At 74.7% G+C, this 23,620-nt stretch carries 22 protein-coding genes; 14 read left to right on the top strand and 8 right to left on the bottom strand.

Annotated elements, in window-relative coordinates:
* Nucleotides 1-69 precede the first annotated feature (69 nt).
* Nucleotides 70-1,716: a hypothetical protein gene (locus ACH414_RS19280; protein ID WP_386568455.1), complete on the bottom strand. Its 1,647-nt coding sequence runs from the start codon at nt 1,714-1,716 to the stop codon at nt 70-72.
* A 71-nt stretch (nt 1,717-1,787) separates the two neighbouring features.
* On the opposite strand from ACH414_RS19280, the gene ACH414_RS19275 reads away from it, so the two are divergent.
* Entirely contained in the window at nt 1,788-2,855 is a 1,068-nt protein-coding gene (locus ACH414_RS19275) for an endonuclease/exonuclease/phosphatase family protein (protein ID WP_398942590.1), read from the top strand.
* A gap of 11 nt (nt 2,856-2,866) precedes the next feature.
* On the opposite strand, the gene ACH414_RS19270 is transcribed toward ACH414_RS19275, so the two are convergent.
* Nucleotides 2,867-3,592: a TVP38/TMEM64 family protein gene (locus tag ACH414_RS19270; RefSeq protein ID WP_398942588.1), complete on the bottom strand. Its 726-nt coding sequence runs from the start codon at nt 3,590-3,592 to the stop codon at nt 2,867-2,869.
* Between the two features lie 109 nt (nt 3,593-3,701).
* Here ACH414_RS19270 and ACH414_RS19265 point away from each other — a divergent pair, with 109 nt between their 5' ends.
* From ACH414_RS19265 to ACH414_RS19255, 3 genes are all read left to right on the top strand, one after another.
* Nucleotides 3,702-4,412, top strand: coding sequence for a DNA alkylation repair protein (locus ACH414_RS19265; RefSeq protein WP_391770338.1), 711 nt, complete (start codon nt 3,702-3,704; stop codon nt 4,410-4,412).
* 263 nt (nt 4,413-4,675) lie between these two features.
* A complete protein-coding gene (gene tuf, locus ACH414_RS19260) occupies nt 4,676-5,854 on the top strand; it encodes an elongation factor Tu (protein WP_382533461.1) in 1,179 nt (392 codons plus the stop codon).
* A 237-nt stretch (nt 5,855-6,091) separates the two neighbouring features.
* Complete coding sequence (locus tag ACH414_RS19255; protein WP_382533463.1) at nt 6,092-6,937, top strand: spermidine synthase; 846 nt, start codon at nt 6,092-6,094, stop codon at nt 6,935-6,937.
* Here ACH414_RS19255 and ACH414_RS19250 read toward each other — a convergent pair.
* Nucleotides 6,899-8,188, bottom strand: a complete 1,290-nt coding sequence (locus ACH414_RS19250) for an MFS transporter (RefSeq protein ID WP_382534213.1) — start codon at nt 8,186-8,188, stop codon at nt 6,899-6,901. The genes ACH414_RS19255 and ACH414_RS19250 overlap by 39 nt on opposite strands.
* A complete protein-coding gene (locus tag ACH414_RS19245; protein WP_382533465.1) occupies nt 8,185-9,276 on the bottom strand; it encodes a hypothetical protein in 1,092 nt (363 codons plus the stop codon). The genes ACH414_RS19250 and ACH414_RS19245 overlap by 4 nt, the downstream gene beginning before the upstream one ends.
* A gap of 109 nt (nt 9,277-9,385) precedes the next feature.
* On the opposite strand from ACH414_RS19245, the gene ACH414_RS19240 reads away from it, so the two are divergent.
* The 4 genes from ACH414_RS19240 to ACH414_RS19225 all read left to right on the top strand — a co-directional run bounded on the left by ACH414_RS19240 (nt 9,386) and on the right by ACH414_RS19225 (nt 13,982).
* Nucleotides 9,386-9,823 (top strand): DUF4442 domain-containing protein, encoded by a 438-nt coding sequence (locus ACH414_RS19240; RefSeq protein ID WP_382534215.1) that lies wholly within the window; start codon nt 9,386-9,388, stop codon nt 9,821-9,823.
* Between the two features lie 124 nt (nt 9,824-9,947).
* Entirely contained in the window at nt 9,948-12,497 is a 2,550-nt protein-coding gene (locus ACH414_RS19235; protein ID WP_398942584.1) for a glycoside hydrolase family 3 C-terminal domain-containing protein, read from the top strand.
* Between the two features lie 48 nt (nt 12,498-12,545).
* Entirely contained in the window at nt 12,546-13,196 is a 651-nt protein-coding gene (locus tag ACH414_RS19230) for a DedA family protein (RefSeq protein WP_382533468.1), read from the top strand.
* 33 nt (nt 13,197-13,229) lie between these two features.
* Entirely contained in the window at nt 13,230-13,982 is a 753-nt protein-coding gene (locus ACH414_RS19225; protein ID WP_382533470.1) for a hypothetical protein, read from the top strand.
* Between the two features lie 9 nt (nt 13,983-13,991).
* On the opposite strand, the gene ACH414_RS19220 is transcribed toward ACH414_RS19225, so the two are convergent.
* Nucleotides 13,992-14,519 carry a gamma carbonic anhydrase family protein gene (locus tag ACH414_RS19220; RefSeq protein WP_382533472.1) on the bottom strand — a complete coding sequence of 176 codons (528 nt, stop codon included), beginning with the start codon at nt 14,517-14,519 and terminating at the stop codon, nt 13,992-13,994.
* A gap of 120 nt (nt 14,520-14,639) precedes the next feature.
* Between ACH414_RS19220 and ACH414_RS19215 the strand changes: the two genes are divergently transcribed.
* The gene (locus tag ACH414_RS19215; RefSeq protein WP_382533473.1) at nt 14,640-15,407 is read left to right on the top strand and encodes an acyltransferase; all 768 of its coding nucleotides are present in this window, start codon (nt 14,640-14,642) and stop codon (nt 15,405-15,407) included.
* 80 nt (nt 15,408-15,487) lie between these two features.
* Here the strand turns inward: ACH414_RS19215 and ACH414_RS19210 are convergent, their stop codons facing one another.
* Entirely contained in the window at nt 15,488-16,357 is an 870-nt protein-coding gene (locus tag ACH414_RS19210) for an EamA family transporter (RefSeq protein ID WP_398942634.1), read from the bottom strand.
* Between the two features lie 104 nt (nt 16,358-16,461).
* On the opposite strand from ACH414_RS19210, the gene ACH414_RS19205 reads away from it, so the two are divergent.
* Nucleotides 16,462-17,034 carry a helix-turn-helix domain-containing protein gene (locus tag ACH414_RS19205; RefSeq protein WP_382533475.1) on the top strand — a complete coding sequence of 191 codons (573 nt, stop codon included), beginning with the start codon at nt 16,462-16,464 and terminating at the stop codon, nt 17,032-17,034.
* A gap of 43 nt (nt 17,035-17,077) precedes the next feature.
* A complete protein-coding gene (locus ACH414_RS19200; RefSeq protein WP_386568470.1) occupies nt 17,078-17,641 on the top strand; it encodes a YbaK/EbsC family protein in 564 nt (187 codons plus the stop codon).
* 3 nt (nt 17,642-17,644) lie between these two features.
* Here the strand turns inward: ACH414_RS19200 and ACH414_RS19195 are convergent, their stop codons facing one another.
* The gene (locus ACH414_RS19195) at nt 17,645-18,052 is read right to left on the bottom strand and encodes a CoA-binding protein (protein ID WP_382533479.1); all 408 of its coding nucleotides are present in this window, start codon (nt 18,050-18,052) and stop codon (nt 17,645-17,647) included.
* Between the two features lie 106 nt (nt 18,053-18,158).
* Between ACH414_RS19195 and ACH414_RS19190 the strand changes: the two genes are divergently transcribed.
* The 3 genes from ACH414_RS19190 to ACH414_RS19180 are packed head-to-tail and all read left to right on the top strand — an operon-like array spanning nt 18,159 to nt 23,098.
* A complete protein-coding gene (locus ACH414_RS19190) occupies nt 18,159-18,785 on the top strand; it encodes a YigZ family protein (RefSeq protein WP_386568474.1) in 627 nt (208 codons plus the stop codon).
* Nucleotides 18,786-18,839: 54 nt separating this feature from the next.
* On the top strand, nt 18,840-20,012 hold the full coding sequence (locus ACH414_RS19185; protein WP_398942580.1) for an exonuclease SbcCD subunit D: 1,173 nt from the start codon (nt 18,840-18,842) through the stop codon (nt 20,010-20,012).
* Nucleotides 20,009-23,098, top strand: a complete 3,090-nt coding sequence (locus ACH414_RS19180) for an AAA family ATPase (protein ID WP_398942578.1) — start codon at nt 20,009-20,011, stop codon at nt 23,096-23,098. The genes ACH414_RS19185 and ACH414_RS19180 overlap by 4 nt, the downstream gene beginning before the upstream one ends.
* Here the strand turns inward: ACH414_RS19180 and ACH414_RS19175 are convergent.
* Nucleotides 23,088-23,537 carry an Lrp/AsnC family transcriptional regulator gene (locus ACH414_RS19175; RefSeq protein WP_382533487.1) on the bottom strand — a complete coding sequence of 150 codons (450 nt, stop codon included), beginning with the start codon at nt 23,535-23,537 and terminating at the stop codon, nt 23,088-23,090. The two genes, ACH414_RS19180 and ACH414_RS19175, sit on opposite strands and share 11 nt — an antisense overlap.
* Nucleotides 23,538-23,620: the final 83 nt, after the last annotated feature.

Raw genomic sequence — 23,620 nt, 5'->3', positions numbered from 1 at the left:
CGATGTCGGCCGTCGGCTATTGGATAGTGGCTATCGGATCCAGGATTCTGGATCAGATAGCCACACTCCCTATGCGAACGGCGGAAGCCGGTCCAGCCACGGTGACGGCTCGACGCCGTTCTCGGTCAGCGCCGTGACGCCGCCCGCCAGGCCCACCCCGCCCGGTCCGAAGGCGGAAGGGGCGAAGCCGCGGGTGGTCAGGACGGAGTCGACGGCCGCGGGGCCGGACGCCGGGACGGTGACGCCCAGTTCGAAGAGGACCGAGCCGGTGGTGGAGATGCGGGCCACCGGGGCGGTGGCGTCCTCCCAGGGGGCGCTCACCAGGAGCTCCGCGCGGCCGTCGCCGGTGTGGTCCTGGAGGGAGACGGCGTAGCCGAAGCCCTCGCCCGGCTTGGCGGTGGCCGCGAGGGGGGTGGTGTCCTCGGTGAAGGTGGCGCTCGGCCGTGCGGTGAGGCCGGCCGGGTCGCCGACGAAGAGGGAGACGCTGCCCCTGCCTCCCGCGCCGCGCAGGGCACCGACGGCGAGTTCGTCGCGGCCGTCGCCGTTCACGTCGCCGGCGGCGAGCGAGCCGCCGAAGTAGGTGCCCGCGGCGGACGAGGGGCTGGGGAGGGCGACGACCGGGGCGGCGCCGACGCCGGTGGAGCCACCGGGCGCCACGACGACGGCGCCGGAGCCGGGCGCCGCGCCACGCCGCTGGTCGGCGAAGAGAGCGAGGTCCGCGTAGGCGGAGCCGTGGAAGCGGCCGGCGACCAGCGCGCGGATGTGGCCGGAGGTTCCGGTGTCCCCGACGTTCACCACCGCCGGGGAGCCGGCGTCGAGCCCGCCCGCCGCGCCGGTCAGGACGACGGCGGCGCCCCAGGCCGCGTCGACCCCGCCGATGTACTCGCCGGAGGCCAGCACGGCCAGGTCGTCCTGGCCGTCGCCCCTGAGGTCGGCCGCGGCGAGCGAGGCGCCGAAGTGGTCGAAGGGCTCCGCCGCCCCGGCCACCGAGCCGTCGAAGGACTGGGCCCCGGTGGCCGTGAGGCCCGTGGGGCCGCCGTACAGGACGGTCACCCGGCCCGCCTCGAAGGCCGTGCCGACGGCCTCGCCGGGGGCGCCGATCGCCAGGTCCGCGTAGGCGTCGGCGTTGAAGTAGCCGGTGATCAGGCTGCTGCCGAAACGGTCCTCAGGCTCGTTGTCGCCGGGCACGCCCGCGGCGTTCTGGTCGATCCATGTGAGCCCGCCCGCACCGGCGCCCAGGTAGGGGGCCGCGCTCTGCCCGTACTGGACGGTCACGGCCCCGGCGTCGGCGACGGTGCCGATCGCCTCGTGCGGGTTGCCGAAGGCCACGTCGGCCTTGCCGTCGTTGTCGAAGTCGCCCGTCGCGACCGTCTGGCCGAAGGTGTCGCCGAGCTCGGAGGCACCGGGCACGCTCGCCGGACTGTCCTGGTTGACCAGGGACCCCGCGGGCCGCGCGCCGCTCGTGCCGCCGGGCAGGACGTAGACCGAGCCGCCCAGGTCGGACGCGCCCACGGCGGTGTCCTGCCAGCGGGTGAGGCGGGCCGAGGAGGCCACGACGACGTCGGCGGTGCCGTCGCCGTTCAGGTCCGCGGCACGGGTCCGCTGGGTGACCGCGGCGCCGGCGGATCCGGGCATCACCGCCGCGGTCACCGCCACCGTCAGCAGCAGCGCCATCGTCCACCGGTCCCGGCGGCCGGCTCCCGACTGTCCCGCCATGCTTCCCCCTTCGATCGCCCGTTCGCGGGCACTCTATACTCCGGGTGATCATCGGGGGACGGAGGGGAATCGTGATACGTCGGGGACTCGGCTCCGCGCTGGCCGTGGTGGCCGTCGCGGGACTCGTGTACGCGGGAGCCGCCGTGCGGGACTCCGCCGGACAGGACGGCCCCCGCGAGCAGGGCACGGGCGCCACCACCAGCAGCGTGAAGGTGCTCACCTGGAACGTCTGCGGAGAGAGCGGGAGCTGCCGGGCGCAGAACCAGCCGGACCTGCAGGCGACCAACATCGCGAACCTCGCGGTCGGCAAGAACGCCGACGCCGTCTTCCTCCAGGAGGTCTGCGGCGACGACGTCAAGAACGACAAGAACCACGACGGCGGCAAGACGGCCGAGAAGAGCCTGGTGACCCTGCTGGGCGAGAAGCTGCCCGGCTGGACCATCGCGTTCCTGCCGTACACCCGCCCCGCCGAGAGCCGATTCGGCAGCACGGTCCAGGCCGCCCCGAGCGCCACCGCCGCGTACCCGCCCCGCTACCCGGCTCCGCAGGCCACCTCCGACTTCCGCTGCCGCGGGCCGCAGCTGATCGGCGTGCAGGGCATCGCCGTCGCGGTGAAGGGCACCTTCGGCCAGCGGGAGGAGTTCGAACTCCACTCGCCGAAGGCCGGCCTCTTCCTCAAGGCGCTCTGCGTGCGCCGCACCAGCGGGACCCCGGTGCGGCTCTGCACCAGTCACCTCACCCCCAAGGGCGAGGACCACGACGCCCGCGCGGGCTTCTCGTACCGCGCCGAGCAGGTGCAGCGGCTCGGCGAGATCGTCGGCGACGGACACGACACCGTCTTCGGCGGCGACTTCAACTCGCGGCCCCCGGACGACCCGAAGAGCTCCGAGGACAGCGGCGTCCTGGCCCCGCTGTACGCCAGGTACCGCGAGTGCGAGCAGGGCACCGGCGGCACCGCGCGCAAGGGCTCGGGCACCATGTGGGACGACACCGACACGGACCTGCGCACCGACCGCAAGTACGACTACCTCTTCACCCAGAGCTCCTTCGGCTCCTGCGAGGTCCTCGCCGACCCGGCGCTCTCGACCGTGTCGGACCACCTGCCCGTGGTCGGCACGGCGACCGTCACCACCGGCTGATCAGACCGACATCAGACCGACGCCGGCTCGCGCTCCGCCTCCGCCACGCCCTCCGCGGGCCCGCGGAGGCGGTGTCGTTTGCGCCAGCCGACCACCGCGGCCGCGGCCAGCGACAGCACGATGAAGCCCATGGACATCAGGAAGGCGGGCGAGGTCGGCGAGGTGGCCTCGCTGCCCGCGACCACATAGGCCGCCGTGTTGGGCACGGAGCCGAGCGCGGTCGCCAGCAGGAAGGGCACGTACTTCATGCGGGAGACCGCGGCGCCGTAGTTGGCCACCACGAACGGCATCCCCGGGAAGAGCCGGATCGCCAGCATCGAACGGAAGCCGTGCCGGCTCAACTGCCCGTCCGCCGCCCGCAGCCAGCGGCCCCGCAGATAGGGGCGCAGCGCCTCCTGCCCCAGCGTCCGGCCCAGCGCGAAGGAGATGCCGGCACCCAGGACCGTGCCGCCGAGGGCCGCGGCGAAGCCGAACTGGGTGCCGAACATGGCACCGGCCGCGAGGTTCAGCAGGGGCCGCGGGACGAGGGCCGCCGTGCACACCCCGTACGCCAGGCCGAAGACCAGCACCGCGCCCGCGCCGCTCAGCTGGGCCGGCCAGCCCGCCGACAGCAGCCGCTGCGGCTCGAAGAGCAGCACCGAGGACCCCGCGGCCAGCAGGATCACGGCGAGATACGTCAGCCGGGCCTTGGGCGAGAGCAGCGCCCTGGAGCGGCGGACGGACACGGGCTCGAACATCCGGGGAGACTAACCGAAACCGGGATGTGATCGCCGTAACGAGCGTCATGCCCGGTCGCCCCGCGCCGTGGCCCCGGCAGCTGTCAGAGGCCGCCCTTACAGTGAGGCGATGACCCCCGCCGCGGCTCCCGCCGTCCCCGAGAGCGCCCTCGCCGACACCCTGCTGGCCCGGCTCACGGAGGTCTATCCCGCGGCCGGCGACCCCTTCCGGGCCCAGGAGATGATCGCGTACATGAAGGGCGTCGCTCCCTTCCTCGGGCTGCGCACCCCCGAGCGCCGCGCCCTGTCCCGTACGGTCCTGGCCGGCACGCCCGCCCCCGCCGAGGCCGACTGCGCCGCCGTCGCGCTGCGCTGCTTCGCGCTGCCCGAGCGCGAGTACCACTACTTCGCCGTCGACTATCTGCGCCGCCACGCGGAGCGCTGCTCCTCCGCCTTCCTGCCGGTCGCCCGCACCCTCGTCACCACCGTCTCCTGGTGGGACACCGTCGACCACCTCGCCGCCCATGTCGTCGGCCCGCTCGTCGCCGCCGATCCCGCGCTCGCCGCCCGCATGGACGAGTGGATCGCCGACGAGGACCTGTGGGTCGCGCGCACCGCGCTCCTGCACCAGCTGCGCTTCAAGGAGGCCACCGACACCGAGCGCCTCTTCTCCTACTGCCTGCTCCGCTCCGGCCACCCCGACTTCTTCATCCGCAAGGCGATCGGCTGGAGCCTGCGCGAATACGCCAAGACCGACCCCGCCGAGGTGCGCGCCTTCGTGGCGCGGCACGCCTCCCGGCTCTCCCCGCTCTCCGTGCGCGAGGCCCTCAAGAACCTCTGAGCGCGCGGAAATCCGGTCGACTCGGACGCCCCGGGCGGCCATGATCGTGGGCATGTCCCGGTACGCCTTCCTCGCAGCGCCGTCCGCAGTCGCGGACGCGCCGAAGGCTGCCGTCCTCGTCTCCGCAGGCGTCCCGGCCTGCGCGCTCGGCGGCGACCGAAGCTGACCCTCCCCGGACCGACCGGCGGACCCCAGAGGGGGAGGGTCGGTCCGGCCCCGGGGTCCCCACCCACGCTTCGAGCACCGAAACGAGCGATTCAGCCATGCCCAAGCAGGCGTACGCGCGCACCAAGCCCCACCTCAACATCGGCACCATGGGCCACGTCGACCACGGCAAGACCACCCTGACCGCCGCCCTCACCAAGGTCCTCAGCGAGCGCGGCACCGGCGGTGCCACCGCCTACGTCCCGCTCGACCGGATCGACCGCGCCCCCGAAGAGGCGCGCCGCGGCATCACCATCAACGTCGCGCACGTGGAGTACGAGACCGAGACCCGCCACTACGCCCACGTCGACATGCCCGGGCACGCCGACTACATCAAGAACATGGTCACGGGCGCGGCCCAGCTCGACGGGGCGATCCTCGTCGTCTCCGCGCGCGACGGGATCATGCCGCAGACCGCCGAGCACGTGCTGCTCGCCCGGCAGGTCGGCGTCGACCACATCGTCGTCGCGCTCAACAAGGCCGACGGCGCGGACGACGAGCTCACCGACCTGGTCGAGCTCGAGGTGCGGGAGCTGCTGACCGCGCACGGCTACGGCGGCGACACCGTGCCCGTCGTCCGCGTCTCCGGACTGCGGGCCCTGGAGGGGGACCCGCGCTGGACGGCGTCGATCGAGGCGTTGCTGGACGCCGTGGACACCTATGTGCCGGTGCCGGTGCGCTACGTGGAGGCGCCGTTTCTGATGCCCGTCGAGAACGTGCTCACCATCACCGGCCGCGGCACCGTCGTCACCGGGGCCGTCGAGCGCGGCACCGTGCGGGTCGGCGACCGCGTCGAGGTCCCCGGCACGGGCACCGAGACCGTGGTGACCGGGGTCGAGACCTTCGGAAAGCCGATGGAGTCGGCCCAGGCCGGCGACAACGTGGCGCTGCTGCTGCGCGGTGTGCCGCGGGGCGAGGTGCGACGCGGGCACGTGGTGGCGGCGCCCGGGAGTCTGGTGCCCCGCCGCCGCTTCACGGCGCGCGTGTACGTGCTCTCCGCCCGCGAGGGCGGCCGCACCACGCCCGTCGCGACCGGCTACCGGCCGCAGTTCCACCTCCGCACGGCCGATGTCGTCGGCGCGGTCGACCTCGGCGAGCAGGGCGTGGCCCGACCGGGCGAGACGGTCACGATGAGCGTCGAGCTCGGCCGCGAGGTGCCCCTGGAGCCGGGCCTCGGCTTCGCGATCCGCGAGGGCGGGCGGACGGTCGGCGCCGGGACGGTGACGGAGGTCCTCTGAGCGTCCCCGCCAGAAGCGGCCCCCCGCCGGCCGGCTCGGGCCGCCCCCGCCGGCCGGCTCAGCCGCCCCCCCCGCCGGCCGGCCCCCGGGGGGCCCGTGGCGTCCGTGCCGCGGGCCCACGCCGCCCACGCCGCCCGAGCCGCCCGCGCTCCCCGAGCCGCCCACGCTGCCCAACCGCCCACACCGCCCGAGCCGCCCGCCCGCCGCGCCCCCCGGCCGTCCGGGCACAATGAGGGCGTGAACGAGCAGATTCCCGTCATCCGGGACGTCGACTGGGGTACCGCGCGGCTCATGCCCGACGTGGACACCGAGCGGGGGTGGCTGCTCACCGTCGACGGGGCGCCGCAGTCGTATGTGGACCTCGACGACCCGGCGCACCTGGAGTTCGAGTACGCCCAGCGGCTCGCCCATGTCCTCGACCACGCCGCCGAGGAGGGTGCGCCGCTCGACGTGCTGCACCTGGGCGGCGGGGCCCTGACGCTGCCGCGGTACGTCGCCGCCACCCGGCCCGGGTCCCGGCAGGACGTCGTCGAGGCGGACCGGGGGCTGCTGGCGCTGGTCGGCGAGCATCTGCCGCTGCCCGAGGGCTCGGGGATCGCCGTGCACGGGGCGGACGCCCGGGAGTGGCTGGAGGCGGCGCCGGACGACTCGGCGGATGTGCTGGTCGCCGACGTGTTCGGCGGTTCGCGGGTGCCGGCCCACCTGACCTCGGTCGAGTACGCCCGGCAGGCCCGCCGGGTGCTGCGGCCCGGCGGGACCTACGCGGCCAACCTGGCGGACGGGGCCCCGTTCGCCTTCCTCCGCTCCCAACTGGCCACCTTCGCCGCCGTCTTCCCCGAGCTCGCGCTGATCGCCGAGCCCGCGGTGCTGCGCGGGCGCCGGTTCGGCAACGCGGTGCTCGTCGCCTCCGACCGGCCGGTGGACACCGCGCGCCTCGCGCGGCGGACGGCCGCCGACGCCTTCCCGGCGCGCGTGGAGTGGGGCGAGCCGCTGGCGCGCCTCACCGGTGACGCGCGGCCGGTCCGCGACGCGGAGGCCGTGCCGTCACCCGTGCCCCCGGAGGGAGCCTTCGGCATCGGCTGAGGGCGCTCCCGCCGCGGGCGCCGAGCCCGAGACCTGCTTCGTACGGCGGGTCAGCCGGCGCACGTCGGGCACGAGCAGGACGAGGGCCGTCACCACCACGATCAGCGTCGCGGAGCCCCACAGCGCGTTGCTCCGCCCGAAGGCGCTCTCCGCCGGTCCGGCCAGTGCGGTGGAGAGCGGCAGCATGGCCGTCGAGCCGAACCAGTCGTAGGCGGAGACCCGGGAGAGCTTCTCCTCCGGGATCTCCTGGTGCAGCGCCGTCATCCAGGAGACGCCGAACACCTCGATCGCCACACCGCTGACGAACATCGCGGCCGAGAGCCCGACCACGTCCAGCGGGACGGCGAGCGCCGCCGAGGGCAGCGCGATGGGGAAGACGCACAGGGTGCCCACGAGCAGCATCCGGCGCGGCTTCCAGCGGACCATCAGCAGGGCGCCGGCCAGCGTGCCCACGCCGAACAGGGCGAGCGCGAGTCCCCAGGGCCGGGCGCCGCCGAGCTGGTCCCGGGCGACCAGCGGGCCGTACACGGACTCGGCGGCGCCCACCAGCGCCACCACGACGGAGAACTGGGCGACGATCGCCCAGAGCCAGGGGCGGCTCGCGAACTCGTCCCAGCCCTCGCGCAGATCGGCGAGCAGTCCGCCGCCCGCCGTCCGCTCAGGGATGTGCCGGACGTCGAGGAAGGCGCGCAGCGCGCCCGCGAGGGCGAAGGCGGCCGCGTCGACGGCGAGCACCCATCCCGGGCCCACGGCGGCGATCAGCGCGCCGCCGAGCGCCGCCCCGCCGATGCCGGCGCCGTGCATCGCCATCCGGAAGAGGGCGAAGGCGCGGCTGACCTGCTCGCCGCTGACGCTGGACATCAGCATGCCCTCGGCGGCCGGGTTGAAGAAGGCCTGTCCGGTGCCGCACAGGGCGGTCAGCAGCATCATGTGCCACAGCCGGGCCTCGCCGGTGAGGACGAGCACGGCGAAGACCGCCTGCGAGACGCAGTTGAGGGCGTTGGCGGCGACCATCACCCGGTGGCGGGGGACCCGGTCGGCGACGGCGCCGCCGATGAGCAGGAAGAGGACCAGGGGGAGGGTGCGGGCCATCGCCACCAGGCCGACGTCGCCGCCGTCGCCGCCGGACTGGATGACGGCGAACGCCGCCGCGATCAGGGCGCCGTGGGTGCCCAGGTTGGTGATGATCGCGGCGGCGGTCAGCAGCAGGTAGTTCCGCCCGGCCCAGCCGGGTATCCGTACGTGGTTCAGGACGACTCCGGGGGCTCAGGGGCGAGCCGTACGGTGGAGAGGATCTGCTGCACGGTGGCGTTCGGCAGCTCCTGCTTCACGCCGGCGGCGGCGTACAGCACGAACGAGGAGAAGTCGCCCTTGGCGTTCTTGAAGGAGAACGCGAGGGACTTGCCGTCCGACTCGCACTTGTTGCGCTTCTTGATGCCCGGCGCGGTGGCGGTGGCCATGCTGCCCTTGAGGCCGGACTTGGTGGTGTAGGGCACGGCCTTGGTGATCTTGATGGTGCCCTTGGGCATGTGCTGGGCGTATCCGGCCCACACCCAGTTGCCGGCCTCGTTGTAGGCGGCCTCGTCGGTGTTCTTCGCGCCCTGGCCGCCCTTGGTGCCGGCGGTGCTCAGGCCCCAGGTCTCCTGGCTGCCGTTCTTGTCGGTGTCGTAGGCGCACCAGTTGCTCTTGAAGTGCGCGGGCGAGGACATGGTGACGACGGGGGAGCCGTCGCCCTTCTTCTCGTCCTCGAAGAACGTGATCATGCCGACCTTCGACACCTCCCACTCGGGCGGTACGTCGAACAGCGTGCCGTACTTGGGGTTGTAGACGACCTTCCAGCCGGGGATCACGGGCTGGTGGTCGGCGCCGCCCCTGGGGTTGTCGAGCGGCGGGGCCGAGGTGGGCGCCGGCGCCGAGCTCGCCGACTGGCTCGGCTTCGGGTCGTCGGCCTGGTCGTTCTTGTCGTCGTCCTTGCCGAGCACGAGGTAGCCGGCCACTCCGGCCGCGGCGAGCACGGCGACGGCGGCGACGATCGCCACGAGGGTGGTCTGCTTCTTCTTGCCGCCGTCCCCGCCGCCCGGCTGCACCGGTCCCGGCACCTGGTACTGCGGCACGGTCGGCTGCTGGTACGGGTTGGCGCCCGGCTGCCCGTACGGCTGCTGCTGTCCGTAGCCGGGCTGGCCGGGCTGCTGCTGGTACGGGTTGGGCTGCTGCTGGTACCCCGGCTGCGCATAGGGGTTCGGCTGTCCGTAGCCGGGCTGGCCCGGCTGCGCGTACGGGTTCTGACTCTGGTCCTGCGGGTTCTGCTCGCCCCCGGGCGGCTGCTGTCCTGGCCACATGGCGAGTAACGATAGAGGGGAGGTGCCCGACCGGCTACGCCCGCCCCCGTGCGGGGATGGCGAAGACTGCTACTCGTGGGTAACATCACGGGTCATGAGCGCAGACCAGATGACCGTCGGCGAGATGCTCGCCGCCACGGTGCCCATGGCCAGGACCCTCAACCTGGAGTTCCTGGAGACCACCGCCGAGCGCGCCGTCGTGCGCCTGCCGGACCAGGCCGACTACCACAACCACGTGGGCGGCCCGCACGCCGGCGCCATGTTCACCCTGGCCGAGTCCGCCAGCGGTGCCATCGTCCTCGCCGCCTTCGGCGACCAGCTCGGCCGCGCCGTGCCGCTCGCCGTCAAGGCCGAGATCGGCTACAAGAAGCTCGCCATGGGCGTCGTCACCGCCACCGCCACCCTCGGCCGCCCCGCCGCCGAGGTCGTCGCCGAACTCGACGCCGGAGAGCGCCCCGAGTTCCCCGTGCGCATCGACATCACCCGCGAGGACGGCGCCGTCACCGGCGAGATGACCGTGGTCTGGACGCTCCGCCCCAACTCCTGACCGACGCCGGGGGCTGCCCGTACGGGCGGTCCCCGGCACGGCGGCACCGAAACGGACGAACCGTCACGCATAGTGCGGTAAGCGCATGATCGCAGGAATCGTGCCGGTCCGAAGGAGCGCCGCCGTGCCCCACGCCGCCAGCCAGGAACAGGACGAGTCCGCCACGGCCCCGGCGCCCCGCCCCACCCGGCGGCGGCTCCTCCTCACCCTCGCCGGAGCCGCGACGCTCTCCGCCGTCACCGCCGTCACCGCCGGCGGCGGCCGCGCCGTCGCCGCACCGGCCCCGCCGGGCGGCCGCACCGCACGCCCGGCCGCCGCGCGGCTGAGCGAGCGCGTCAGCGCGCTCCTGGCCCAGCTCACCCTCGACGAGAAGACCGCGCTGCTGCACGGCGCCACCGACCCCGCCGGACTCGGCCAGGCCGGATACGTGCCCGGCATCCCCCGGCTCGGCATCCCCGCGCTGCGGCTCGCCGACGGACCCGCGGGCGTCCGGGTCGTCCGCCGGGCCACCGCGCTGCCCGCCCCCGTGATGCTCGCCGCCGCCTTCGACCCCGCGCTCGCCCGCGCCTACGGACGGGTCATCGGCCACGAGGGCCGCGCACTCGGCCAGGACGTGCTGCTCTCGCCGATGGTCAACCTCATCCGCACCCCCTACGCGGGCCGCAACTTCGAGACCTTCTCCGAGGACCCCCTGCTCTCCGCCGACCTCGTCGCCGAGGAGATCCGCGGCATCCAGGGCGAGGGACTCGTCGCCACCGTCAAGCACCTCGCCCTCAACAACCAGGAACACGACCGGATGTCCGTCGACGTCCGGGCCGGCGAACAGACCCTCCACGAGACCGAACTCCGCGGCTTCGAGGCCGCCGTCGCCGCCGGAGCCGGCGCCGTCATGGCCGCGTACAACAAGGTCGACGGCGTGCACGCCACCGAGAACAGCGCCCTGCTCACCGACGTCCTGCGCGGACTCTGGGGCTTCGACGGCTGGGTCATGAGCGACTGGGGGGCCGTCCACTCGACCGACGCCGCCCTGACCGCGGGCTGCGACATGGAGATGCCCGGCGGCACCTACTTCGGGGCCGCCCTGCGCCGGGCCGTGACCGAGGGACGGGTTCCGCGGGACGCCGTCGACACCGCCGTCGGCCGCCTGCTGTCCGTACGCGAACGGTTCGGCCTGCTCGACGAGGCCACCACCCGCCCCGCGCGCGACGCGGCGGCCGGGGCCCGCCTCGCGCTCCGCGTCGCGACCGCCGGGGCCACCCTGCTCCGCAACACCGCGCGGACCCTGCCCCTCACCGGCAGGGCCGCCCGCTCGATCGCCGTCATCGGCCCCTCCGGAGCCGTCCCCTTCGTCAGCGGCGGCGGCAGCGCCCATGTCGTCCCCGACACCGCCACCAGCCCGCTCGACGCCCTGCGCACCCGCGCCGGAGCCCGCGCCACCGTCACGTACGCCCTCGGCGAGGACCCCTACGGCAAGCCGCTTCCCGCCACCCGGCCCGCGCGGGACCTCGACGCCGTCGGCGTCGCCGCCCACGAGACCTGGAGCCACCGGGGCACCCTCACCACCACCGCGGACGACGACTGGAGCTTCTTCGTCCACTACAGCGGCACGCGCCCCCACATCACCCTCGACGGCGACGACCTCTTCCCGGTGAGGCCCGGCGTCGCCGGGTACTTCACCGGCGGACTCGGCGGACGCGCCGCCGACGGCCTGAGCGTGCGCCGCGCCGACCGCCGGCTCGCCGCGGGCACCCACACCCTCACCGTCACCGCCCGCGGCGGCGCCCAGGGCCAGCTCTTCCGGCTGCGCGCGGCGAACGGCGCCACCCGGGCCGCCGACCTCGCCGAGGCGGTCACGGCCGCCCGGGCCGCGCACAGCGCCGTGCTCTTCGCCTACGAGGACGCCACCGAGGGCCGCGACCGCACGAGCCTCGCCCTGCCCGGCCGCCAGGAAGCCCTCATCGAGGCGGTGACGGCGGCCAACCCGCGCACCACCGTGGTCCTCAACACCTCCTCCGCCGTCACCATGCCCTGGCTGGCGAAGACGGCGGCCGTGCTGCAGATGTACTACCCGGGCCAGGAGGGCGCCGCCGCCACCGCGGCCGTGCTCTTCGGCGACGCCGACCCCGGCGGCCGGCTCACCCAGACCTTCCCCGCCACCGAGGACCGCCACCCCACCGCCGGCGACCCCCGCCGCTACCCGGGGAAGGACGGCGTCGAGGAGTACGGCGAGGGCATCCACGTCGGCCACCGCTGGTACGACGCCCACGACGAGACCCCGCTCTTCCCCTTCGGCCACGGACTCTCGTACACCACCTTCGTCTACGCCGCCCCGTGGATCACGCGCGCCGACGACGGCCTCGACATCGCCTTCACCGTGGTCAACACCGGCACCCGCACCGGCATCGAGGTCGCCCAGGTCTACGCCGGCCCCTCACCCGACCTCGCCGCCCTCGGCATCGACCAGCCGCGCCGCATCCTCGCCGGCTACCGGCGGCTCCGGCTCGCGCCCGGCGAACAGCGCCGGGTCACCGTCCGGGTCACCGCCCGCACCCTCTCCTCCTGGGACCCCGCCCGGCACCGCTGGGTCCTCGGCACCGGCCGCCGCAGACTGTGGGTCGGCTCCTCCTCCCGGGCGCTCCACCTGACGGCCGAGACCCGGGTCGGTGCGCCGTGACCGGGTAGGCTGCCGGGGTTCGGTCGCCGATACGGGAGAGGAACCCGCGTGCACGTCCAGGAGTGGCTGGAGACGATCCCCGCGGTCGCCGTCTACGCGCTGGTCGCGGTGGTGATCGGAGTCGAGAGCCTCGGCATCCCGCTGCCCGGCGAGATCGTCCTCGTCAGCTCGGCGCTGCTCGCCTCGCAGCACGGCGAGATCAACCCGTACGTCCTCGGCGCCTGTGCCAGCGCCGGCGCCGTCATCGGCGACTCGATCGGCTACGCGATCGGCCGCAAGGGCGGCCGGCCGCTGCTCACCAAGCTCGGCACCAAGTTCCCCAAGCACTTCAGCGAGGCCAACATCGCCCTAGCGGAGCGCTCCTTCGAGAAGTGGGGCATGTGGGCGGTCTTCTTCGGCCGCTTCGTCGCCCTGCTGCGCATCTTCGCCGGACCGCTCGCGGGCGTGCTGCGCATGCCGTACTGGAAGTTCCTCCTCGCCAACGTCTTCGGCGGCATCCTCTGGGCCGGCGGCACCACCGCCGTCATCTACTCCGTGGGCATCGTCGCCGAGGCCTGGCTCAAGCGCTTCTCCTGGCTCGGCCTGGTCCTCGCGGTCCTCATCGGCATCGCCTCGATGCTGATCATCAAGAACCGGGCCAAGAAGGCCGCCGCCGAGGCCACGGCCCGGGCCGAGGCGGCCACCGCCGCCGCGGAGTAGCAGGCACCACCAGCGGGGCTGAAAGGAGACGTCGTGCTCGACGGACTCGGCCGGTACGACGGCGCGCACGGCGACCACTGCCGGTCGCACCTGTGCTGCCGCTGCCAGCAGCGCTCCTGGTCGACGCGGATCGGCGAGGAGCGCCTGTGCGGACTGTGCGCCGCCTGCTGCGTGGAGTGCGGGCGGGCGCCCGCGCCGCACCTCGACGGCCTCGACAACGGGGTCTGCGCGGACTGCCGGGGCCTGTGCGGCCGGTGCGGCAGCCCCGTCCCGGCGGGCGGCAGCTGCCGCTGCCGGACCTGGAAGCGGGGCCCCGGAAACGACCCCATCGGCTTCGTCATGCAGGGCTTCCCCCAGCCGCTGCTCCAGGCCCTCGGCCACCGGCTGCCGCGCAACCTGCCCGACATCCTCGCGGACGAACTCGCCCACCGGACCCCCGCCCAGCTCCTCGACCGGATCGAGCGCCGCTGGCACACCCGCTGGTCGAACTCCATCCACGAGCGCGACGAGGACAACCGGCGCCGCTGGGCCCCGCAGGAGATCGCCGAGTTCCTCGTCGGCCGCGGCCCCTGCCGGAACCCGTCCTGCGAGGACGGGCGCCTGATCCAGGACGGCGGGCCCTGCCCGTACTGCCGGCAGCCCGAGCACCGCTTCGTGCCCGGCACCGCGGAGACCGTCGCCACCAGCGAGCACGCGCGCAGGACCGCCGCCGAGATCCGCCAGGCGCTCGTCGCGGGCCGCGGCGAGCGGAAGAAGAAGCCGGGGCGCGGGGGCCCTCGGGCCTGACCGCGTCGCTCAGTCCCCGAAGGCCTCGGCGTGGCCCTTGGCCAGGTGCAGGTACATCTCGGCGTTGAGCCGGATGCCCGCCTGCTCCTCCTCGGTCAGCGGACGCCGCACCTTGGCCGGGACGCCCGCGACCAGCGAGCCCGGCGGCACCTCCATCCCCTGCGGGACGAGCGCCTGCGCCGCGACGAGCGAACCGGCCCCGATCCTGGCGCCGTTGAGGATCGTGGCGCCCATGCCGACCAGCACGTCGTCCTCGATGACACAGCCGTGCACGGTCGCGTTGTGCCCGACCGTCACCCGCGCGCCGATCGACACCGGATAGCCCGGGTCGACATGGACCGTGCAGTTGTCCTGCACGTTCGCGTCCTCGCCGATCTCGATGGGCCCGCAGTCCGCCCGCAGCACCGCGTGGTACCAGATGCTGGCGCGCGGCCCGAGGGTGACCTCGCCGAGCACCACCGAGGTGGGCGCCGTGAACGCCGTCGGGTCCACCTTCGGTTCCTTGCCGCCGACGGCCCTGATCAACGCCTCTGTCATCGCTGCTCCCTGTGACTGGATGGGTGGTCGCGCCCAGGGCCGAAGCGTAGCCGCGGCCCATGACGGACATCACAGCGCACCGCACTGATCAGGTACGACGCCGCCGACTACGGTGTCCGGGTGCCCCGGAACCGAAACACGTTCTCCTCGTTCGGCGCCTGGCGGCGCCGCGTCGTCGCCCGCGCCCTGCAGGGCGGCTGGCGGCGGATCCAGCAGGCGGGCGCCGTCACCGCCGAGCACCCGGGACGGCTGCGCTTCCGCCGGATCGGCGAGGGCACCCGGCTCGCGTTCCCGCAGGGCACCGTCTTCGGCGAGCGCTGGATCGAGATCGGCGCCTGCTGCATCATCGCCGAGCAGGTCACGCTGACCGCCGGCATGCTGCCCGACCTGGACCTCGGCGAGGACACCGTGCTGACCCTCGGCGACGGCGTCGTCCTCGGCCGCGGCAGCCATGTGATCGCCGACGCGCCGATCACCATCGGCTCCGACACCTACTGCGGGCCGTACGTCTACATCACCTCGACCAACCACAGTTACGACGACCCGGACGTGCCGATCGGGCGCCAGTGGCCCCGTTCCGAGCCGGTCGTCATAGGCCCCGGCTGCTGGCTGGGCACGGGCGCGGTGATCCTGCCCGGCGCCCGGATCGGCCGCAACGTCGTGGTGGCCGCCGGGGCGGTCGTACGGGGCGAGGTGCCGGACCACGCGGTGGTGGCGGGCGCGCCGGCGAAGGTCGTCCGCTCCTACGACCCGGAGAAGGGCTGGCAGCCGCCGCTGCGCACGCCGGCCCCGCGGGCGATCCCGGCGGGCATGACGGCGGATCAGCTGGCGGCCCTGGCGGCGCTGGACCCGGACGAGCTCGACGACCTGGCGAACCTGGACAGCTGAGGGCGGGCCGGCTTCCCGGGAGGAGGCCTGGAACGCCAGGGCAGGCAGGCGGGCGGGCGCCAGGCCGTGTCGGACAGGGCCTAGCCGGTTGCCAGCAGCACCGTGCCGACCAGCGCGAGTCCCGCGCCCGCGGCCTGCACCGCCCGCAGGCGCTCCTTGAGCACCCCGCGGGCCGCGAGCGCCGTCACCACCGGGTAGAGGCTCGCGAGGACCGCGGCGACCGTCACCGGACCGCGCTGCGCGGCCAGCGCGTAGGTGCCGTTGGCGGCGACGTCGGCGAGGCCCACGAAGGCCAGTGCCGGGAGCGCCGCGGCGATCGCGCGGAGGCCGCCGCCGCCCTCGGGCAGGGCGCGCCCGCCGCGCCGGACCGAGAGCCACAGGGCGCCGCCGCCGACGGCCACGTTGGTGACGCGCTGGACCAACAGGGCGAGGAACAGGCCGGTCAGGGTGGTGGACGCCTCGGAGATCAGGGCCATCACCGCGCCGAAGCCGAAGGCCGCGACGAGGGTGAGGAGGACCGCCTGTCGCTGCACCGGGGCCCCGCGCAGTTCGGGGCCGCCCGCGAGGACCACGCCGAGGATCGCCACCGCGATGCCGGCGAACTGCAGCAGCCCGGGCCGGTCTCCGACGAGCAGGCCGACGGAGACGGGGACGACGACGCCGAGGGAGCCCAGCGGGGAGACCACGCCCATCGGGCCGAGGGCGAGCGCCTTGTAGAAGGCGAGCATGGCCGCGGGTCCGACCGCGCCGGCCGCGACCGCGTACCAGAGCCGGGGTCCGGCCTCGTGCCACGCGCCGGTCGCGAGGACGACGGCGCCGAGGACCCCGACGGCGAGGGTCTGCGAGACCACCACGACGGTCAGCGCGGGGAAGCGCCGGGTGAGCAGCCCGCCGCCGAAGTCGGCGAAGCCCCAGAGCAGGCTGGTGGCCAGGGCGAACAGGGCCGTCAGGGCGGTCATGGAGGCGTCCTCGCAGTACAGTGCAGTGAACAAACGGGTGCACCACACGGTAGTGCAGCGCATTGAACTCTGTCATACAAAATATTGGACGGAATGTGTCGGACCTCGACCAGCTCACGCAGTCGCTCGCCCGGAACCTGAAGCGCTGGCGCAACGAGCGCGGCTTCACCCTGGACGCGCTCGCCGCACGGGCGGGGGTCAGCCGGGGCATGATCATCCAGATCGAACAGGCCCGCACCAACCCCAGCGTCGGCACCACCGTGAAGCTGGCCGACGCCCTCGGGGTCTCCATCACGACCCTCCTCGACCACGAGCAGGGCCCCCACGTGCGCCTGGTCCCGCCCGAGCAGGCCGTCCGCATGTGGTCCACCTCCACCGGCAGCCACACCACGCTCCTGGTCGGCACCGAGGCCCGCGGCCCGCTGGAGCTGTGGTCCTGGACCCTGATGCCGGGCGACGGCACCGCCTCCGACCCGCACCCCGACGGCACCACGGAGCTCCTCCACGTCACGGCGGGCACGCTCACCCTCGTCGTCGGCAACGAGGAGCACACCGTGCCCGCCGGCACCTCCGTCGTCTTCGAGAGCAACGTGCCGCACGCCTACCGCAACGAGGGCGAGGAGCAGCTGGAGATGACGATGGCGGTGTCCATCCCGCCCGTACGGTGAGACGAACAGCCGCTCACCGGGACCGACTTGTTAGCGTGACGGGATGCGCGCACCCCTCGGAGACTTCGACGACGCCCGGCCCGCCCCCGACTGCCTCGACCTGCTGACCGCACCGGTCGCCGCCGCCGTGCGCGCCTGGCAGGGCGCCGTGCCCGCGGCCGAGATCCTCTACGTCGACACCGACCCGGCCATCGCCGACACCGCCGTCTTCGTGGAGCACCACGGAGCCGAGCTGCTCGACGCGTCCGCCAACTGCGTGATCGTCGCCGGCAAGCGCGGCGACACGACGACCACGGCCGCGTGCGTGGTGCGCTCCGCGACCCGGGTCGACGTCAACGGCACCGTCCGCAAGCAGCTCGGCTCCCGCAAGGTGCGCTTCGCGCCGATGGACAGCGCGACCGGCGAGACGGGCATGGAGTACGGCGGGATCACCCCCATCGGCCTGCCCGCCGACTGGCCGGTCCTGGTCGACGCCACCGTCGTGGACCTTCCCTGGGTGCTCGTCGGCAGCGGACGGCGCCGCGGCAAGCTGATCGTCCCGGGCAAGGCCTTCGCCGAGCTCCCCGGCGCGGTCGTCCTGGAGGGGCTCGGCGTCGAAGCCGGCTGAGGCTCAGCCGAGCCGCGGGATCTCGATGGCGGGGCACCGGTCCATGACCATCTCCAGGCCCGCCTCACGGGTCCGGGCGTACGCCTCCACATCGGTCACACCGAGCTGGAACCACACCGCCTTGGCGCCGATCGCCACCGCCTGGTCGGCGACGGCGCCCGCGAGCTCGCTGTTCACGAAGACGTCGACCACGTCCACCGGGAAGGGGATGTCCGCCAGCGACGCGTAGCCCTGCTCGCCGTGGACCGTCTCCGCCTTCGGGTGGACCGGCACGATCCGCTTGCCGAAGCGCTGGAGCACGGCCGCCACCCCGTAGGCGGCCCGCCGCTCGTTGTCGGACAGGCCGACGACCGCCCAGGTGTCGCCGCTCTCGGTGAGGATCCTGCGGATGGTCTCCGGGCTGCCGTACATGCTGCGCCTCCTCGTGCTCCGGGTCTTCCGGAGCTTCCTGGTCTTCCCACAGCCTGCAACCCGAGCGCGCGCGACGGTGTTCCCGCGCGGCGCTTAGGCTGGCGGGATGCAGGAGCAGTACCGCACGCTCGCCGGCGAGGGCGTCCACGAGTCCGAGATCAACCGATCGCGCTTCATCTGTGCGCTCGCGCCCGTCGCCACCGAGGAGGAGGCGCAGGAGTTCGTCGCGCGCGTCCGCCGCGAGCACCCCACCGCCACCCACAACTGCTTCGCGTACGTCGTCGGCGCCGACGCCTCCGTGCAGAAGGCCTCCGACGACGGCGAACCCGGCGGCACCGCGGGCGTGCCCATGCTCCAGATGCTGCTGCGGCGTGAGATGCGTTACGTCGCCGCCGTCGTCACCCGCTACTACGGCGGCGTGAAGCTCGGCGCGGGCGGCCTCATCCGCGCGTACGGCGGGGTGGTCGGCGAGGCGCTCGACGCCCTCGGCACCGTCACCCGGCACCGCTACCGGCTCGCCACCGTCACCGTCGACCACCAGCGCGCGGGCAAGCTCCAGAACGACCTGCGGGCCACCGGGCGGTCCGTCCGCGAGGTCCGCTACGGGGCCGCCGTCACGATCGAGATCGGACTGCCCGACGCCGATGTGAGCCGGTTCACGGCCTGGCTCGCCGATGTGACCGCGGGCACCGCCGCCTTCGAACTCGGCGGAGAGGCGTACGGAGATGCGTGACGCCGTCCGCGACCCGGGCTCCGTTGTCGTACCCCACCGATACGCTCAGGGATCATGAGGCTTCTGCACACGTCGGACTGGCACCTGGGGCGGTCGTTCCACCGGGTCGCCCTGCTCGACGCCCAGGCCGCGTTCCTCGACCACCTGGTGGCGACGGTGCGCGAGCGCGCCGTGGACGCCGTCCTGGTCGCGGGTGACGTCTACGACCGGGCCGTGCCCCCGCTCGCGGCGGTCGAGCTCTTCGACACCGCCCTGCACCGGCTCGCCGACGCCGGCGTGCCAACGGTCATGATCTCCGGCAACCACGACTCGGCCCGCCGCCTCGGCGTCGGCGCCGGACTCATCGAGCGCGCCGGGATCCACCTGCGCACCGACCCGGCCGGTGCCGGCACCCCCGTCGTCCTCGCCGACGCCCACGGCGACGTCGCCCTCTACGGCCTGCCCTACCTCGAACCCGCCCTCGTCCGCGAGCGGTTCGGCGCCGAGAAGGCCGGCCACGAGGCCGTGCTCAGCGCCGCCATGGACCGGGTCCGCGCCGACCTCGCGGCCCGCCCCGACGGCACCCGCTCCGTCGTCCTCGCCCACGCCTTCGTCGCCGGCGGCGAAGCCAGCGACAGCGAGCGCGACATCACCGTCGGCGGAGTCAGCGCCGTCCCCGCCGCGGTCTTCGACGGCGTCGACTACGTGGCCCTCGGGCACCTCCACGGCAGCCAGACCCTCACCCCCCGGATCCGCTACTCGGGCTCCCCGCTCGCCTACTCCTTCTCCGAGGCCGGCCACCGCAAGACCATGTGGCTGATCGACCTCGGTGCCGACGGCGCCGTCGAGAGCGCCGAGCGCGTCGACTGCCCCGTGCCGCGGCCGCTCGCCCGGATCCGGGGCCGCCTCGACGACCTGCTCGCCGACCCCGCCCTCGCCCGCCACGAGGACGCCTGGGTCGAGGCCACCCTCACCGACCCGGTGCGCCCCGCCGAGCCCATGGCCAGGCTCTCCGAGCGCTTCCCGGGCATCCTCAACCTGGTCTTCGACCCCGAGCGCACCGAGGACGACCCGGCCGTCTCCTACGCCCTGCGGCTGCGCGGCCGCGACGACCGGCAGATCGCGGAGGACTTCGTGGCCCACGTACGCGGCGGCGCCGGCCCCGACGGCGCCGAACGGGCCGTGCTGTACGGGGCCTTCGACGACGTCCGGGTGGACGCGGCCGAGCGCGAGGTGACCGGCCGGTGAGACTGCACCGCCTGACGATCAGCGCCTTCGGGCCCTTCGGCACCACCCAGGACATCGACTTCGACGCCCTGTCGTCGGCCGGGCTCTTCCTGCTCCACGGCCCCACCGGCGCCGGCAAGACCTCCGTCCTCGACGCCGTCTGCTTCGCCCTGTACGGCTCCGTCCCCGGCGCCCGCCAGGCCCCCGGCACCAGCCTGCGCAGCGACCACGCCCCCGTCGGCACCTCCACCGAGGTCACCCTCGAACTCACCGTGGGGGAACGGCGCCTGGAGATCACGCGCAGGCCGGCCCAGCAGCGCCCCAAGAAGCGCGGCGGCGGCTTCACCACCGAGAAGGCCCAGAGCCTGCTGCGCCAGTACGACCCGGAGACCGGCGCCTGGCAGGGCCTCAGCCGCTCCCACCAGGAGATCGGCGAGGAGATCACCCAGCTCCTCGGCATGAGCCGCGAACAGTTCTGCCAGGTCGTGCTGCTGCCCCAGGGGGATTTCGCGCGCTTCCTGCGCTCCGACGCCGAGGCCCGCGGCCGGCTCCTCGGCCGCCTCTTCGACACCCGTCGCTTCGCGGCCGTCGAGGACCGGCTCGCCGAGCTCCGCAGGACCGCCGAGCACCAGGTCCGCGACGGCGACGAACGCCTGCTCGCCCTCGCCCACCGGATGGCACAGGCCGCCGGGGGCGGAGCCGGGGCCGTCGCCGTCGAGGAGCGCCCCGGCGAGCCCGGCCTCGCCGAGGCCGTTCGGACCCGTGCCGCCCTCGCCCGCAGCGAGGCCCGCGAAAGCCTCGACATCGCGCGGCTGCGCCTCGACACCGCCGAGCAGCGGCAGGCCGCCGCCCGCGCGGCGCTCGACGCCGCCCGCGAGCTCGCCGAGCGCCAGGCCCGGCACGCCGAGGCCGTGCGCCGCCGCGAGGAGCTGGCCGCCCGCCGCCCGCAGCGCGACCAGTGGCAGGACGCCCTGGCCCGCTCCCTCAAGGCCGACCGGGTCGCCCCCGCGCTCGACCTGCGCGCGGACGCCGAGCGCGCCCACCGCACCGCGAGCGCCGCCCGCGACCGCGCCCGGTCCGTCCTGCCGCCCGAGCTCGCCGACGCCGGTGCCGAGCAGCTCTCCGCTCTGGAGGGACGGCTCCGCGAGGAGCTCGGCGGCCTGGAGTCCGCCCGCCGGGCCGAGCTCCGCAGCGCCGAGATCGCCGCCGAGCGTGCCGCGCTCGACCGGCAGGCCCGTGCCGACGAGGAGTTCCTCCAGGACGCCGCCGCCTGGCTGGCCGCCTGGGAGCCGCACCGCGCGGCGCTCCAGCGGCGGGTGGAGGAGGCCCAGGAGGCCACCGCCCGCGCCGAGCACCTCGCGGGCCGCCTTGAGCCCGCCCGCCGCCGGCTGGCCGCCGCCCGGCGCCGCGACGAGCTGAGCCGCGAGCTCGACGCCGCCCGTGACCGGCTCGCCGCGGCCCGGGAGCTGCGCAACGAGGCCCACGAGAGCTGGCTCGACCTCAAGTCCCGCCGTCTGCGCGGCATCGCGGCCGAACTCGCCGCCGCCCTCGAACCGGGCGAGCCGTGCCAGGTGTGCGGCTCGGCCGCCCACCCGGCCCCCGCGCGGACCACCGCCGACCACGTGGACCGTGCCGCCGAGGACGCCGCCTACGCCGCGTACACCCGCGCCGACGAGGCCCGCACCACCGCCGAGACCACCGTCGCGGCCACCGCCGAGGCCCGGGAGGCCGCGGCCCGCGAGGCGCTCGGCGGCGGCACGGCCGAAGACGGTCCGCGCGCCCCCACCCCCGAGTCGTCGGCCGGGACCCCGCTCGACCCCGGGGCCGGGCCCTCCGTCGCCGAACTCGCCCAGCAGGTCGAGGCCTTGACCCGCGACCACGCGGAGGCGCACGCGCTCGCCGCGCAGACGCACGCCGCACGGGAGGCGCTGGCCCGGGCCGAGCGGGAGTACGAGGAGCGGACCGCCGCCCAGCGGGAGGCCGAGCGGCGGGTCGCCGGACGTACCTCGCGACGGGAGGCGCTCGAACAGCAGCAGGCCGACCTCGAGGCCGAACTCGACCGCGGCAGGGGCGAGTCCGGCAGCGTCGCCGCGTATGCCACGCTGCTGGAACGCCGTATCGCCCTGCTGACCGAGGCCACCGCGGCGGTCCGGGCCGCCGAGCAGAGCGCGCGCGGGCTGAAGGAGGCCGACGACCGGCTGGCCGACGCCGCCTTCCGGGCCGGCTTCGCCACCCCCACCGAGGCCGCCGCCGCGCTGCTCGACGAGACCGCCCGCCGCGGCCTCCAGCAGCGCGTGGACGCCTGGAACGACGAGGCGGCCGCCGTCGCCGACCGGCTCGCCGAGCCCGCCACCGCGGCCGCGGCCGCATGCCCGCCCGCCGACCTGGGGGCCGCCGAGGCCGCCCACACGGCCGCCGAACGCGCCCTGCGCGAGGCCACCGCGGCCCTCGCCGCCGTACGCGAACGCGGCACCGAGCTGGCCCTGCTCTCGCGGCAGGCCGACGCCGAGTCCCGCCGGCTCGGCCCGCTGCGCGAGGAGTACGAGCGGGTGGCCGGGCTCGCGGCCCTCACCGCGGGCACCTCCGCCGACAACGAGCGCAAGATGCGCCTGGAGTCGTACGTGCTGGCCGCCCGTCTCGAACAGGTCGCCGCGGCCGCCACCGCCCGGCTCCAGCGGATGTCCTCCGGCCGCTACACCCTCGTCCACTCCGACGCCCGCAGCGGCGCCCGGCGGGCCGGTCTCGGCCTGCACGTCGTCGACGCCTGGACGGGCAACGAGCGCGACACGGCGACCCTCTCCGGCGGCGAGACCTTCTTCGCCTCCCTCGCCCTCGCGCTCGGCCTCGCCGACGTCGTCACCGACGAGTCCGGCGGGATGCGGCTCGACACCCTCTTCATCGACGAGGGCTTCGGCAGCCTCGACGACCAGACCCTCGACGAGGTCCTGGACGTCCTGGACTCGCTGCGCGAGCGGGACCGCAGCGTCGGCATCGTCAGCCACGTCGGGGACCTGCGCCGCCGGATCCCGGCCCAGCTGGAGGTCGTCAAGGACCGGAACGGCTCCGCGGTGCGGCTCCGCGCCGGCGGGGACGCGCTCAGCGGCTGATCGAGCGCCGGGGGAGCGGCGAGGAGTAGACCACGCTGGTGGTGACCGAGCCCAGCGAGCCGATCTTCCCGGAGATCTCCTCCAGGTGCTTCATGGACCGGGCGGCGACCTTCAGGAAGAAGCAGTCGTCGCCGGTGACGTGGTGGGCCTCCAGCACCTCCGGGGTGGCGGCGACGAGGTCGTGGAACGGCTTGTAGTTGCCGTTGGGGTAGCGCAGCCGTACGAAGGCGAGGATCGGGAGACCGAGCCGCTCCTGGTCGACGACCGCGGTGTACCCCGCGATCACCCCGGCCTCCTCCAGGCGCCGGACGCGCTCGGTCACCGCCGAGGCGGACATGGACACGGCCCGGGCGAGCTCGGCGAAGCTGGCCCGGCCCTGTTCCTGCAGGGCCTCGAGAATCCGCCAGTCCGTGGCGTCCGGGGTGTATCCGCTGGTCATGGGCGTGACCTTGCAGGGAAATCCCCGGGAGCGCAAGCGCGTCCCGGGGACTTCTCATGCTGCGGACCGCCGGACCGGCGCGG

The sequence above is a fragment of the Streptomyces sp. NPDC020422 genome (genome assembly GCF_044386705.1).
Lineage (GTDB): Bacteria > Actinomycetota > Actinomycetes > Streptomycetales > Streptomycetaceae > Streptomyces.
This window is presented reverse-complemented; position numbering and strand designations above follow the sequence as displayed.